At 64.4% G+C, this 14,133-nt stretch carries 13 protein-coding genes and 2 tRNA genes; 11 read left to right on the top strand and 4 right to left on the bottom strand.

The genetic code is table 11. The annotated features are described in order from the left end of the window. Nucleotides 1–20 precede the first annotated feature (20 nt). Both ispD and ispF read left to right on the top strand, forming a co-directional pair. Entirely contained in the window at nucleotides 21–767 is a 747-nt protein-coding gene (ispD, locus tag QTI04_RS05815) for a 2-C-methyl-D-erythritol 4-phosphate cytidylyltransferase (RefSeq protein WP_286614505.1), read from the top strand. After that, entirely contained in the window at nucleotides 764–1,249 is a 486-nt protein-coding gene (gene ispF, locus QTI04_RS05810; protein WP_286614504.1) for a 2-C-methyl-D-erythritol 2,4-cyclodiphosphate synthase, read from the top strand. Before ispD ends, ispF begins: the two co-directional genes overlap by 4 nt. A 127-nt stretch (nucleotides 1,250–1,376) precedes the next feature. Here ispF and QTI04_RS05805 read toward each other — a convergent pair whose 3' ends face one another. Beyond that, entirely contained in the window at nucleotides 1,377–2,795 is a 1,419-nt protein-coding gene (locus tag QTI04_RS05805) for a sensor histidine kinase (RefSeq protein ID WP_286614848.1), read from the bottom strand. A gap of 79 nt (nucleotides 2,796–2,874) precedes the next feature. Continuing rightward, entirely contained in the window at nucleotides 2,875–3,606 is a 732-nt protein-coding gene (gene ompR, locus QTI04_RS05800; protein ID WP_088956805.1) for a two-component system response regulator OmpR, read from the bottom strand. Between the two features lie 151 nt (nucleotides 3,607–3,757). Between ompR and QTI04_RS05795 the strand changes: the two genes are divergently transcribed. Next, nucleotides 3,758–4,159: a hypothetical protein gene (locus QTI04_RS05795; protein ID WP_286614503.1), complete on the top strand. Its 402-nt coding sequence runs from the start codon at nucleotides 3,758–3,760 to the stop codon at nucleotides 4,157–4,159. Between the two features lie 97 nt (nucleotides 4,160–4,256). Next, nucleotides 4,257–4,922, top strand: a complete 666-nt coding sequence (locus tag QTI04_RS05790) for an SIMPL domain-containing protein (protein ID WP_286614847.1) — start codon at nucleotides 4,257–4,259, stop codon at nucleotides 4,920–4,922. Nucleotides 4,923–4,929: 7 nt separating this feature from the next. Here QTI04_RS05790 and QTI04_RS05785 read toward each other — a convergent pair whose 3' ends face one another. Next, nucleotides 4,930–5,700, bottom strand: a complete 771-nt coding sequence (locus QTI04_RS05785) for a 3-hydroxybutyrate dehydrogenase (protein ID WP_286614502.1) — start codon at nucleotides 5,698–5,700, stop codon at nucleotides 4,930–4,932. A 252-nt stretch (nucleotides 5,701–5,952) separates the two neighbouring features. Here QTI04_RS05785 and QTI04_RS05780 point away from each other — a divergent pair, with 252 nt between their 5' ends. The 5 genes from QTI04_RS05780 to rimO all read left to right on the top strand — a co-directional run bounded on the left by QTI04_RS05780 (nucleotide 5,953) and on the right by rimO (nucleotide 10,849). Further along, nucleotides 5,953–8,094 (top strand): bifunctional (p)ppGpp synthetase/guanosine-3',5'-bis(diphosphate) 3'-pyrophosphohydrolase, encoded by a 2,142-nt coding sequence (locus QTI04_RS05780; protein WP_286599289.1) that lies wholly within the window; start codon nucleotides 5,953–5,955, stop codon nucleotides 8,092–8,094. A 50-nt stretch (nucleotides 8,095–8,144) separates the two neighbouring features. Continuing rightward, nucleotides 8,145–8,221 (top strand) — tRNA-Val (locus tag QTI04_RS05775). 181 nt (nucleotides 8,222–8,402) lie between these two features. Further along, complete coding sequence (locus tag QTI04_RS05770) at nucleotides 8,403–8,771, top strand: hypothetical protein (RefSeq protein ID WP_286599046.1); 369 nt, start codon at nucleotides 8,403–8,405, stop codon at nucleotides 8,769–8,771. Nucleotides 8,772–8,841: 70 nt separating this feature from the next. After that, nucleotides 8,842–9,402, top strand: coding sequence for a polyhydroxyalkanoate synthesis repressor PhaR (gene phaR / locus QTI04_RS05765; protein WP_286599044.1), 561 nt, complete (start codon nucleotides 8,842–8,844; stop codon nucleotides 9,400–9,402). A gap of 40 nt (nucleotides 9,403–9,442) precedes the next feature. Beyond that, nucleotides 9,443–10,849, top strand: a complete 1,407-nt coding sequence (rimO, locus tag QTI04_RS05760; protein ID WP_286614501.1) for a 30S ribosomal protein S12 methylthiotransferase RimO — start codon at nucleotides 9,443–9,445, stop codon at nucleotides 10,847–10,849. 87 nt (nucleotides 10,850–10,936) lie between these two features. On the opposite strand, the gene QTI04_RS05755 is transcribed toward rimO, so the two are convergent. Next, nucleotides 10,937–11,021, bottom strand: a tRNA-Leu gene (locus QTI04_RS05755). A gap of 84 nt (nucleotides 11,022–11,105) precedes the next feature. Here QTI04_RS05755 and rnr point away from each other — a divergent pair. Together rnr and QTI04_RS05745 are read left to right on the top strand one after the other, a co-directional pair. After that, entirely contained in the window at nucleotides 11,106–13,352 is a 2,247-nt protein-coding gene (rnr, locus tag QTI04_RS05750; protein ID WP_286614500.1) for a ribonuclease R, read from the top strand. 15 nt (nucleotides 13,353–13,367) lie between these two features. Beyond that, nucleotides 13,368–14,129 (top strand): SDR family oxidoreductase, encoded by a 762-nt coding sequence (locus tag QTI04_RS05745; RefSeq protein WP_286599040.1) that lies wholly within the window; start codon nucleotides 13,368–13,370, stop codon nucleotides 14,127–14,129. Nucleotides 14,130–14,133: the final 4 nt, after the last annotated feature.

Raw genomic sequence — 14,133 nt, 5'->3', positions numbered from 1 at the left:
GTGTGAAGGGCGATTCTAGAATGGCTGCCCCTTTGTCGCTGGCCGCCGTTGCATCCATGACCGCTTCCCGTCTTTTCGTGTTGATCCCCTGTGCAGGTTCGGGCAGTCGTGCCGCAAGCGTCGGGCCCAAGCAGTACCAGCGGATTGCCGGTCGGCCCATGGTCGAGCACACGCTGGAAGCCTTCCGCGCGCTCGTCGGCCGGTTCGAGGGGATTGCGCTCGTGGTCTCGCGGGACGACGCGGATGTGGGGATCGTGCTGCCGCGCTTTCCGGGCGCAGGCGAACACCTGCTGCGCGTGGGGGGGGCGACGCGCGCCGCGACCGTGCGAAACGGCCTGCATGCCTTGCGCGACGCCGGCGCCGGCCCGCACGACTGGGTGCTGGTGCACGATGCGGCACGTTGCCTCGTCACGCCGACGCAGATCGAGGTGCTGATCGCCGCCTGCGAGCACGACCCCGTCGGCGGGCTGTTGGCGCATCGGTTGGCGGACACCCTCAAGGTCGCATCCCCCGAGGGCCGCGTCGTCCGCACGCCGACCCGCGCCGACAAGTGGCTGGCCCAGACGCCGCAGATGTTCCGCATCGGCATGCTGCTCGACGCCCTGGAACGCGCCGGCGACGCAGTGACCGACGAAGCCAGCGCCATCGAGGCGATTGGCCTAGCGCCGCTGCTGGTGCCGGGCAGCGCGCAGAATTTCAAGCTCACTTACTCAGAGGATTTCGCGTTGGCGGAGGCGCTCTTGCGCAGCCGGCGCACTGCACCATGACTGCTTTCAATCTGCGAGTCGGCGAGGGCTGGGACGTCCACCAACTGGTGGCGGGTCGGAAATTGATCCTCGGCGGCGTCGAAGTACCGCACAGCATGGGCCTGCTGGGCCATTCGGATGCCGACGTCCTCTTGCATGCGATCACCGATGCCCTGCTCGGCGCGGCCGCCCTTGGCGACATCGGCCGACATTTCCCGGATACCGATGCGCAGTTCCGCGGTGCGGACTCATCTGTGCTGCTGGCCGAGGCCGCCCGCCGGGTGCGGGCAGCGGGCTGGGAGATCGGCAATGTCGACAGTACGGTGATCGCGCAGGCGCCGAAGCTCGCTTCGCACATTCCGGCCATGTGCGAGCGCATCGCTGCGACGCTCGGCCTGGAGGTCAATCAGGTCAATGTGAAGGCGAAGACGGCTGAGAAGCTCGGCCCGGTGGGCGAGGGGCGGGCGATGGAAGCTCGGGCCATCGCAATGATCTTTAGATAACCCCCAGGCTTCGCGCACTTCGTGTCGCTTCGCCAACCCCCTTGCAGGGAGCAACCCCGGCGGCCCGGCGGAGCCGGATCCACGGGGTTTCTGGGATTGGCTGCGCCCGCCTTGCGGAGTGCCTGAGCTATTTTTCCTTTTCCTTATCCTTGGGCTGCGCTGTTTCGGGCTTGGCTGAAGCGGCGCGGGGCATGCGGATGTGCGCTGCCAGCCCGCGGCCGGGCGTGCTCGTGAGGGCGAAGGTGCCGCCCATGCGCTCGATGTTCTTGGTGACGATCGACAGCCCGAGGCCGGCGCCGGCTGCCGACGTCCGTGCGACGTCGCCGCGGAAGAAGGGCTTGCTCAACTGGGACAGCAGCGCCGGCGCGACGCCGGCGCCGTGGTCGCGCACCTTGATCAGCACCGCGTCGTTGTGCGCCTGCGCCTGGATGGTGATGTCGGCGACGCCGGTGGCGGGCGTCTTGCCGTAGCGGCGTGCGTTCTCGACCAGGTTGGAGATCACGCGCTGGAGTTCCACGTCGTCGGCCATGACCCGCAGGTCGTTCGGTACTTCGACCTTGATCTTGATGTCCTCATGGTCCTGCACCGCGTAGGTGCAGGCATCGATCACGTCGCGCAGCAGCACCGGCTTGAAGTCGACATGGTCGGGCCGCGCGTAGTCGAGGAACTTGTCGATGATCGCGTCGAGTTGGGCAATATCGGCTGCCATGTGGTCGCGTGCATCCTCGTCGGCCACGCTCATCTCGGTTTCGAGCCGCAGCCGCGCCAGTGGCGTGCGCAGGTCGTGCGAGATACCGGCCAGCATCACGGCGCGGTCCTGTTCGATCTTGGCGAGCTGGTCGGCCATGCGGTTGAAGCCGACGTTCACCGCCCGGATTTCGTTGGTGCGGGCGCGCTCGTCGAGCCGGTGCGCCTCGTATTCGCCCTCGCGCACCTGCAACGTGGCTTGCGAAAGCTGCTTGAGCGGCCGGTTGATGAGACGCGTGATCAGCGCCGCGCCGGCCAGGGAGAGCGCCATGGTCGTCGCCAGCCAGATCATCCAGGTGCGCCGGTCGAGGCGGCTGAAGCGCGTGGGGTCGACCAGCAGCCAGTAGGTGTCGCTCTCGATGGTGAAGCCGATCCACAGGCCAGGTTCGTCGTTGACCCGACTGGCCACGGTCGTACCCTCACCGAGACGGGCGATCAACTCTTCCGTCACCCGCTGGTCCAGCGCGCCGCTGGTGTAGGGCAAGAAGCGGTCGCCCGGCTCGCGCGGCAGGATGCGCACGCCTTCCTGGTCGGCGAGCGTCTTGATCAGCGAGACGCGGGTGATGGCGTCGGAATACACCAGCGCCGCGCGTGTCAGGTTCACCAAGGAGGCGATCTGGTGCGCAGTCTGGATCGCGCGCGGCTCGTACTCGAGCGCACGGAAGGTCTGCAACCAGGCGACTGTACAGCCGACTAGGAGGAGAACCAGCAGGAAGAAAGTCCGCCAAAAGAGACTCAGGCCCAGTTGGATCCTGGACCGGCGCCGCCGGGAACCGATGCCCTCCAGCGGGCTGGGCAAGGTCGCCTGGGTGCTGTCCTCGGCGAGAGGGCTCGGCTGAGTCGTCTTGGGGCCGATCGATGCGGCCACGGTCAGCGCTTCAGGTTGTGCCGTCCGGCACGAACACGTAGCCGACGCCCCAGACCGTCTGGATATAGCGCGGTGCCGCGGCGTCGGACTCGACCAGCTTGCGCAGGCGCGAGATCTGCACGTCCAGGCTGCGGTCGAAGGGTTCGAACTCACGGCCGCGCGCCAACTGGGCCAGTTTTTCACGCGACAGAGGCTGTCTGGGATGGCGTACCAGTGCCTTGAGCATCGCAAACTCGCCAGTGGTCAGTGAGAGTTCTTCACCGTCCTTCTTGAGTGTGCGGGAGCCGAGGTCGAAGCTGAACGGACCGAAGTTCACCGTTTCGTTGTCGGTCGACGGAGCACCCGGCGCCTCCAGCGGCGGACGGCGGCGAAGCACCGCATGCACGCGGGCGAGCAACTCGCGCGGGTTGAACGGTTTGCCGAGGTAGTCGTCGGCACCGACTTCGAGGCCGACGATGCGGTCCACGTCTTCGCCCTTGGCGGTGAGCATGATGATGGGAGTGCGGTCGTTGGCGGCGCGCAAGCGGCGGCAGACGGACAAGCCGTCCTCGCCGGGCATCATCAGGTCGAGCACGATCAGGTCGACCGTGTCGCGGAGGAGGATGCGGTTCAGGGCCTTGCCGTCTTCCGCCACGATGACCTCGAATCCTTCCTGGGTCAGGTAGCGGCGCAGCAGGTCGCGGATGCGGGCGTCGTCGTCGACGATCACGATCTTGTCTGTGCGAGCGGGAGTTTGATTCATTTCTACAACGCTGAATTTGTAACAGCGCCAATTCTGAGGGTGTTGAGGCCCCATTGAGGTGCTTTACACGACGGATTGACACAAAGTTACAAAACTTGCGGACGCTAGCCGTCCGGACGCTTGTGCCTTGTCAAGCGATGGCACAGTCATCTTGCTGTCGCACGATCCCATGAAATTCAAAGCTCTGACACTCTCCTTGCTGCTCGCCAGCTGCTGCCTGCCAGTCCTGGCCGGGTCTCCCGATTTCTGGTTGGTGAGCGACCAGCGGCGCTCCGAATTGCGCGGTGCGGTGGAAGCCCACCGGGCCGCCACACGGGACGAAGTCCGCCGTGAAGAGGCGGCCGCCGGCCGTCGCTTGACGCCCGCCGAACTGGCTGAATTGCGGCAGCAGGTGCGTCAGCAATGGTTGCCACGGCATGATGCGCTGCAGTCATCGGCCGCAACGCGGCATGAGGCGGTCCCGTCGGGAGAGCCGCAGCCGGCCGAGCGCATGATGCCTTCGCCCGCGGTGAAGGACGCGGCGCTCGCCGCGCCTCGCAGCCAGCGCCCCTGAGCAGCGCCCCCGCGGGGCGCTCATTTTCATTTTCTTGTCCACCTGAGGATTTGCTGTCTTGAACAATGCCAAATGGATTGCGGCCTGTGCCGTATTGATGACCGCGGGCGCCGTATCGGCCCAGACCCTGGCCCTGCCGCAGCCACAGAACGTGCTCCAGCTGTCGGCCAATTCGACCGGGGAGGTGCAGCAGGATCAATTGAGCATGACGCTGTCCACTTCGCGCGATGCCGCCGACGCGGCCACGGTGCAGACGCAACTCAAGACAGCGCTCGACGCGGCCTTGGCAGAGGCACGAAAGAACGCTCTGCCCGGCCAGATGGACGTGCGCACGGGCAACTTCCACCTGGCGCCGCGCCGCAACCGCGACGGCACGCTGACCGGATGGCAGGGCACGGCCGAACTCGTGCTCGAAGGCCGGGATTTCCCGCGCATCGCGCAGACGGCCGGCCGCATCTCCACCCTGACGATCAGGAACATCGGCTTTAGCTTGAGCCGAGAGCAGCAGGCCAAGGCGGAGGCCGAGGCGCAGGGCCTGGCGATCGACAACTTCAAGCAGCGGGCAGACGAACTCGCCAAGCGATTCGGCTTCAGCGGCTATTCGCTGCGCGAAGTGTCGGTCAACGCCAACGTGGGCGCGCCCTTCCAGCCTCGGATCATGGCGATGGAGGCAAAGGCGGCCGCTTCCGACACCTCGGTGCCGATCGAAGCCGGCAAGGCGACCGTGATGGTCAACGTGTCCGGCTCGGTGCAGCTCAAGTAAGCGAGCGCTACTGTGCTGTCCAGCCGCCGTCCACCTGCCATGCGACGCCGCGGACCTGTTCCGCGGCAGGCGAGCACAGGAACACGGCGAGGCCACCCAGCTGTTCCACCGTCGTGAACTGAAGCGAGGGCTGTTTCTCGCCCAGCAAATCCTTCTGGGCCTGCGCGAGGGAAATGCCTTCGCGTTCGGAGCGGTCGTTGATCTGCTTCTGCACCAGCGGTGTGAGCACCCAGCCGGGGCAGATCGCATTGCTCGTGATGCCGGTGGTCGCGGTTTCGAGCGCGACCGACTTGGTGAACCCGACGATGCCGTGCTTCGCCGCGACGTACGCGGACTTCTGCGCCGACGCCACCAGGCCGTGCGCCGATGCGATGTTGATGATGCGGCCCCAGTTGGCTTCGCGCATCGCGGGAATGGCGAGCCGGGTCGTGTGGAAGGCGCTGCTGAGATTGATGGCGATCACCGCATCCCAACGCTCGATCGGGAAGTCCTCGACGTTCGAGACGTGCTGGATGCCTGCGTTGTTCACGAGCACATCGACATGTCCGAAGCGAGTGGCCGCAAACTTCATCAGGTCCTCGATTTGCGCAGGCTTGCTCATGTCGGCGCCGTGGTAGTCGACCTGGACGTCGAGCGCGGAAATTTCAGCCTTCGCTCCCTCCACGTCGCCGAAGCCGTTGAGAACGATGTTCGCGCCTTGTTGTGCGAGCGCCTTTGCGATACCCAGCCCGATACCGCTGGTGGACCCCGTGACAAGCGCGGTTTTGCCTTTGAGCATGATGACAGTCTCCGAATGAATTAGGATGCAACGAGAGAATTATCTTCATCGCGACCCCGCCTTTTCCATGACCGAGCTTGCTTTTTCACACGCCCCTCGCGAGGCTCGCAAGCAGACAGGGCGGCGGTCATTCTTCTTCCGGCATTCGACACAGTGAAGCGCGAACAGACCAACCTGCACGTGCCGTCCTCGTCGGAATCGCTCGTGGTCGACTATCCGTTGTCGGCAGCCACGGCCGAGCGCACGCCGGTCATGGAGAACATGCTGGCGCGCGCACGCGCTTTCGCCGAACCGCTGATTGCCGATGAAACGCTGGACACCGGCGAGAACACGCTCGCCCATGCCGATGCGGTTGCCGCCATCGTCGCATCCATGGGCGGGTCGGAGGCCATGCAGGCCGCCAGCTATCTGGTCTATTCGTGCCAGCACTTGAATCGCCCGCAGGAAGTGATCGCCAAGGTGTTTGGCGACAACTTCGCTGCGCTCGCGGTCGAGACCACCAAGCTGGTGCACGTGCAGAAGCAGGCACGCTCGGCCACCGCGCATGCGCATCTGGCGGACGGCGCCGGCACGCAGACCGAGAACGTGCGCAAGATGCTGTTGGCGTTCTCGCGCGACCTGCGCGTCGTGATGCTTCGGCTCGCTTCGCGTCTTCAGACGCTGCGCCATGCGGCAGCCAGCAAACGGCCCCCGCCCGAGAATGTGGCGCGCGAATCGCTTCAGGTGTTTGCGCCCCTGGCGAACCGACTCGGCATCTGGCAAGTCAAGTGGGAGATCGAGGATCTCTCGTTCCGCTTTCTCGAGCCGGAGACCTACAAGCTCATCGCGCGCCTTCTCGACGAGAAGCGCATCGAGCGCGAAGGTTACGTCGAACAGTTGCGTACGCGTCTCGAGCGCGAACTGGCGGCCGAGGGCATCAAGGCCACGGTGCAGGGGCGGCCGAAGAACATCTACAGCATCGTCAAGAAGATGCGCGGCAAGTCGCTCGACTTCGCACAGGTGTTCGACATCATGGCGCTGCGGGTGGTGGTCGCCGACGTCAAGGACTGCTATGCGGCACTCGCGTGGGTGCATTCGCATTTCCAGCCGATCGACGAAGAGTTCGACGACTACATCGCCAGACCGAAGCCCAACGGCTACCAATCGCTGCACACCGTGGTGCGTGAAGTGGTCGACGGGCATGCCGGCAAGCCGATCGAGATCCAGATCCGCACCGAGGAAATGCATGACCACGCCGAGCATGGCGTGGCCGCGCACTGGGCCTACAAGGAAGCGGGCCACAAGGGCTATGCTGGTGTGTGGGCGACCGGCGAGTACGACGCCAAGATCGCGGTGCTCCGGCAACTGCTAGCTTGGGAGCGCGACCTCTCCGGCGGGCAGCAGGGGCAGGGCCTTTTCGACGACCGCATCTATGTTCTGACGCCCGACGCCGCGATCGTCGAGTTGCCGCAAGGCGCGACGGCGGTGGACTTCGCCTACACGGTACACACGAGCCTCGGCCACCGCTGCCGGGGGGCCCGCGTCGATGGCGTGATGGTGCCGCTCAATACGCCACTGCAAAACGGCCAGACTGTGGAGATCATCGCTGCCAAGGAAGGAGGCCCTTCGCGCGACTGGCTCAACGCGGAACTGGGTTACCTCGCAAGCCATCGAGCGCGTGCGAAGGTACGAGCCTGGTTCAACGCGCAGATCACGCATGAGACCGTGGCGCGCGGGCGAGAAGCTGTCGAGAAGCTCCTTCAGCGAGAAGGCAAGACTGCGCTGAAACTCGAAGATCTTGCTTCGCAGTTGGGCTTCAAGTCGGCCGACAACCTCTTCGAAGTGGTGGGCAAGGACGAGTTCTCGCTGCGCAACATCGAGATGCTGTTGCGTCCGCCCGAACCTGCACCGGGGCCGGACGACGGCGTCATCATCAAGAAGGCGCGCGGCAGCGAGCAGTCGGGCCGTGGTGGTGTGCTTGTAGTCGGCGTTTCATCGCTCATGACGCAACTCGCCAAGTGCTGCAAGCCTGCGCCGCCAGATGCCATCCGCGGCTTCGTGACCAAGGGCCACGGCGTGAGTATCCATCGCTCGGACTGCAGCAACTTCCGCATGATGGCGAGCCGCGATGCCGGGCGCGTCATCGACGTGGAGTGGGGCGCGCAGAAGGCGGAAGCGGGCTCTGTCTATGCGGTCGATGTCGCTGTCGAAGCGGCCGACAGGCAAGGGCTGCTGCGCGATATCTCCGACGTGTTCGCACGCGAGAAGATGAATGTGATCGGCGTGCAGACGCAGTCGGTGAAGGGCACCGCGTGGATGACGTTCACCATCGAGATCGCAGATGCGACGCGTCTGAAGCAGGTGCTCGCAGTGGTCGCTGCAGTGACCGGTGTGCGTTCTGCGCGACGCCGCTGAAAAGTGGTCTCCGCATCCTGCTACAATTGCGGCTTCTCGGACACATCCTTAGGCGCGTAGCTCAGCTGGTTAGAGCACCACCTTGACATGGTGGGGGTCGTTGGTTCGAGTCCAATCGCGCCTACCAATTTTCTTGATCCAGCGTCCGCTTAACCACCGGACGCGCACCGGATCGAAAACCTCCTCAAGCCTCAGTTCTTCGGCATAGATCCATCCTCGGAACTATGGCCTTCGGCAACTGGCGGGTCGCCCTTCAGTTGTGGTAACTTGACATTTTGTCACGCTCAAGCATCCGACTCAGGGAACTGATGAATACTCCGGCAGCCGAGATCGATCCTTCGCTGGAAGAGCTTCGCATTGCAGCGCTGGTGCGACAGGCGCCCCTTGAATTTGCGCGCGTGGTCTACGGGCTGAACGATCGCGCGAATGGCCGGGCGGGCACCATGGCGGCGGAAGACGTCGCGCGCACGGAGCGTCAGGGCGCTCCCGTCACCCGCGAGCGTGCCGAGCAGCGGGCCCGGGCCTACCTGCCGCTGGCGGGACAGGAGCACTGCCCCCGTTGCTGGGTTTTCAATGGCATCAAGAGTCCGTTGCAGTACCGCGAAGCGACCAGCGAGCGTCCCGAATCGGGCTCGTGCAAGGTCTGTGGCGCCGAGTACGCGACGTCTCTGGACTGAAGCTCTCCGTCGGTCAGGGTAAACCTTGGCGCGGTGTAACAAAACCGCTCCCTAGAATTGCTCGCGCGTCATGGTGCGAAATCTCAAGGAGTCCCTAGTGCAGAGCAAGAAGTCCGGTGTCAAGCCGGTCCAGCGGGTGATCAAGAAGTATCCCAATCGAAGGCTCTACGACACGGAAACCTCCAGCTACATCACCCTTGCCGAGGTGAAGCAGCTTGTCATGAACCAGGCGTCGTTCGTGGTCCGCGATGCCAAGACCGGGGACGACCTGACCCGCAGCATCCTGCTTCAGGTCATCCTCGAGGAAGAGGCTGGTGGCGCGCCGATGTTCACAGAACAGGTGCTGGCCAGCATCATCCGGTTCTACGGCCAGGCGATGCAAAGCTACATGGGGCCCTATCTGGAGAAGAACATCCAGGCGATGGCCGAGGTTCAGGCGCAACTGGCCGAAAAGGCCGAGGGCATCACGCCGGAAATGTGGTCGAAGTTCATGACCATGCAGTCCCCGATGCTGCAAGGGTTGATGGGCAACTACGTCGAGCAGTCCAAGAACGTCTTCCTGCAGATGCAGGAGCAGATGCAGAAGAACACCGAGCAGGTTCTGGGTGCGTTTGGCATCAAGCGACCCTGAAATAGGGCACGGTGGCCGATAGCTGGGACAATAGGGGGATATGAGCGAAGTTGCCTCCCCCGAACGAATTGCCGCGCCGGCAGCCCCCAAAGTCGGCTTTGTGAGCCTGGGCTGTCCCAAGGCATTGACCGATTCCGAACTGATCCTGACCCAACTGAGTGCCGAGGGCTACGAAACCTCCAAGACTTTCGAGGGTGCCGACCTCGTGATCGTGAACACTTGCGGCTTCATTGACGACGCCGTCAAGGAAAGCCTCGACACGATCGGCGAAGCCCTCGCAGGCAACGGGCGCGTGATCGTGACCGGCTGTCTCGGCGCCAAGACGGGTGAGGAGGGCGGCAACTTGGTGCGCCAGATGCATCCGAGCGTGTTGGCGGTCACAGGGCCGCATGCGACGCAGGAAGTGATGGACGCGGTCCACGCGAATCTGCCGAAGCCGCACGATCCCTTCATCGACCTGGTGCCGCAGGCCTTCGGTATTGCCGGCCTGAAGCTCACGCCGCGTCACTACGCCTATCTGAAGATCAGCGAGGGCTGCAATCACCGGTGTACCTTCTGCATCATCCCTTCGATGCGCGGCGACCTCGTGTCGCGCCCGGTGGGCGATGTGCTGTCGGAAGCCAAGGCGTTGTTCGAAGGTGGTGTGAAGGAACTGCTGGTGATCAGCCAGGACACCTCCGCCTACGGTGTGGACATGAAGTACCGCACTGGTTTCTGGGATGGCAAGCCGGTCAAGACGCGCATGCTCGAGCTCGTGCGCACGCTGGGCGAGATCGCCGAGCCCTACGGCGCTTGGGTGCGACTGCACTATGTGTACCCCTATCCGAGCGTCGACGAGGTCATTCCGCTGATGGCGAGTGGCCAAGTGCTCCCTTACCTCGATGTGCCGCTGCAACACAGCCACCCTGACGTGCTCCGGCGCATGAAGCGGCCTGCAAGCGGCGAGAAGAATCTGGAGCGCATCGCGCGCTGGCGCGAAGTGTGTCCGGAGCTTGTGATCCGCAGCACCTTCATCGCTGGCTTCCCCGGCGAAACCGAGGAGGAGTTCGAACACCTGCTGGCATTCATTCGCGAAGCAGAAATCGATCGTGCAGGCTGCTTCGCCTACAGCCCGGTCCAGGGCGCCGCCGCGAACGACATTCCCGGCATGCTGCCCGAGGCCGAGCGAGAAGCCCGGCGCGCGCGTTTCATGGAGGTCGCGGAAGCCGTGTCGATCGCCAAGCTGCGCAAGCGCATCGGCGCGACGATGCAGGTGCTGGTGGATTCGGCGCCTGGCATGGGGCGCAAGGGGGGCGTGGGCCGCACGTATGCCGATGCACCGGAGATCGACGGAATCGTCCGTCTGCTGCCGCCCGAAAAGATCAGCAAAACGCTGAAGGTCGGCGAGTTCACGCGCGCTCGCATCGTCGGTGCAGAGGGACACGATCTGATTGCCCTGCCCATCTGATGCCGGTCACAAATCAGACGGCCAAGAAAAAAGCCACCGGAGACCGGTGGCTTGAATCGAGAGACCCTGGAAGGGTCTATATAAACTTGGTGCCCAGAAGAGGACTCGAACCTCCACGATGTTACTCGCTAGTACCTGAAACTAGTGCGTCTACCAATTCCGCCATCTGGGCCCACATAACTGCTGAAGCAGTTATGTTTTGAATTTCAGGAAAGAAAGAGATCATATCATCAAAAACATAGGCCATACCAGCGGCTTGCTGGATGAAGTTGAAGGCACGGTCCAAGGACATCGCGACGGACACGGTTTCGTGCAGCGGGACGACGGTGAAGCCGACATCTATTTGCCCCCCAACGAGATGCGTGCGGTGCTGCACAAGGACCGCGTCAAGGCGCGTGTGGTGCGCCAGGACCGACGTGGTCGCCCAGAGGGCCGCGTGGTCGAGATCGTCGAACGCCCCGAGCAGCCCATCATCGGCCGGCTGCTCCACGAAGGTGGCGTCTGGCTCGTGGCGCCCGAGGACAAACGCTACGGTCAGGATGTCCTGATCCCCAAGGGTGCGACTGGCACCGCGAAGGTCGGCCAAGTCGTGGTCGTGCAGTTGACCGAGCCGCCCGCGCTGTTCGGCCAGCCGGTCGGACGCGTGACGGAAGTGCTCGGCGAGATCGACGATCCGGGCATGGAGATCGAGATCGCGGTGCGCAAATACGGCGTGCCGCACGAGTTCTCCGAGGCATGCCTCGCCGAAGCGAAAGCATTGCCCGACAAGGTGCGCCCGGCCGACAAGAGGGGCCGCATCGATCTGACCGACATCCCGCTGGTGACCATCGACGGCGAGGACGCGCGCGACTTCGACGACGCCGTGTATTGCGAGCCCGCGAAGGTCGGCCGCGGCAAGGGCTGGCGCCTGCTGGTCGCGATCGCCGACGTCAGCGCCTATGTGCAGACCGGCTCGGCGATCGACATCGACGCCTACGATCGCGCGACCAGTGTGTACTTCCCGCGCCGCGTGATCCCGATGCTGCCGGAGAAGCTGTCGAATGGCTTGTGCTCGCTCAATCCCGAGGTCGAGCGCCTGTGCATGGTGTGCGACATGCTGGTGGCTGCCGATGGCGAGATCTACGCCTACCAGTTCTACCCCGCGGTGATGTGGAGCCACGCGCGCTTCACGTACACCGAAGTGGCGGCCATCCTCGGCAACACGCGCGGACCGGAAGCGCTGAAGCGCAAGGAACGCGTCAAGGACTTGCTGAACCTGGCCGACGTTTATCGCGCACTGCTCAAGCAGCGCTCGAAGCGCGGCGCGGTCGACTTCGAGACCACCGAGACGCAGATCATTTGCGACGACGCAGGGCGCATCGAGAAGATCGTGCCGCGCACGCGCAATGAAGCGCACCGCCTGATCGAGGAAGCGATGCTGGCAGCCAACGTCTGCAGCGCCGATTTCATCGCCGAGGGCAAGCATCCCGGTCTGTATCGCGTGCACGAAGGCCCGACACCCGAGAAGAAGGAAATCCTTCGCGGATACCTCAAGGCCATGGGCGTGGGTCTCTCGATCACGGACGACCCCAAGCCCGGCGAGTTCCAGGCCATTGCCGACGCGACGAAGGAGCGTCCGGACGCCCAGCAGATCCACACCATGCTGCTGCGCTCGATGCAGCAGGCGATCTACACGCCCATCAACAGCGGTCACTTCGGGCTCGCCTACGAGGCCTACACCCACTTCACGAGCCCCATCCGGCGCTATCCCGACCTGCTCGTGCATCGCGTGATCAAGGCCATCCTGGGCAAGACCAAGTACCAGCTGCCGATGCTGCCGACGCCCGGCGAGGCGCACGCCAAGCTGGCGAAGCGGCTCGCTTCGCGCGTGAAGTCGCCCACGTCCAAGCCGCAGAAAGCCACCGTGGCGCCGAGCAAGGAAGTCCTGGCGTGGGAAGCCGCCGGCCTGCATTGCAGCGCCAATGAGCGACGCGCCGACGAGGCAAGTCGCGACGTCGAGGCGTGGCTCAAGTGCAAGTACATGCGCGAGCATCTCGGCGAGGAATATGGCGGGGTGGTCACGGCGGCCACCACCTTCGGCATCTTCGTCACGCTCGACGCGATGTACGTCGAAGGCCTGGTTCACATCACCGAGCTCGGGGGCGAGTACTTCAAGTTCGACGAGCAGCGCCAGGAACTGCGCGGCGAGCGCACAGGCATTCGCTACGCCATCGGCACGCGCGTGCGAGTGCAAGTGAGCCGCGTCGACCTGGACGGCCGCAAGATCGATTTCCGTCTGGTGCGTGAAGGCGAGGAATTGAGCACGAGGGCGATGAAAGACAAGGGCGCTTCGTCGACGGGCGTGCCCGCCAAGGCATCGGCCAAGCGCAGCGCGCGAAACAAGCCTGAGGCCGAGCGGTCCGACCGCGCGGCTGCGGGCGCGCCACAATCGGCGATGCAGGCCTTCAGGACTGCCGTCAAGAAGGCTGCGAACAAGATGAAGGGGCGCAAGCCGCGCCGTTGACAAAAGGAGATACGAATGAGCGTCGAGAAGAAGAGCCGCATCGCGATCGTCACAGGCGCGGGCACTGGCATTGGCCGTTCCGCCGCGCTGGCGTTGCTTGGCGATGGCTGGAGCGTCGTGCTGGCGGGCCGTCGCCTGGAGCCGCTGGAGCAGGTGGCCGAAGAATCGGGCGCTGGCGCGAGAGCTTTTGCAGTGCCGACCGACGTCGCCAACCCGGAGTCGGTGCAGGCGCTGTTCGCGGCGGCGGTCGAGCGCTTCGGTCGCGTGGACCTGCTCTTCAACAACGCCGGCGTGGGCAACCCGCCCGGGCCGTTCGAGGATTGGACACCCGAGCAATGGCGCGGTGTGGTCGACATCAATCTGAGCGGCATGTTCTATTGCATTCAGCAGGCGTTCCGCACGATGAAGGCCCAGACGCCGCAGGGCGGTCGCATCATCAACAACGGATCGATTTCCGCCACCGCGCCACGACCCAATTCGATCGCCTACACGGCGACCAAGCATGCCGTCGAGGGACTTACCAAGACTGCGTCTTTGGACGGGCGCAAGTACGACATTGCAGTGGGCCAGATCGATGTCGGCAATGCGCTGACGGAACTCGCCGCGCGCATGGCAAAGGGTGTGCCGCAAGCCAATGGCGAGATCGCGATCGAGCCGGTGATGGATGTGTCCATCGTCGGCCAGTCGGTGCTCTACATGGCCAACTTGCCGCTGGAGGCCAACGTGCTCTTCCATACGGTGATGGCCACCAAGATGCCCTTCGTCGGGCGCGGGTAGAGGG

Source organism: Variovorax sp. J22R115, from assembly GCF_030317005.1.
GTDB lineage: Bacteria > Pseudomonadota > Gammaproteobacteria > Burkholderiales > Burkholderiaceae_C > Variovorax.
This window is presented reverse-complemented; position numbering and strand designations above follow the sequence as displayed.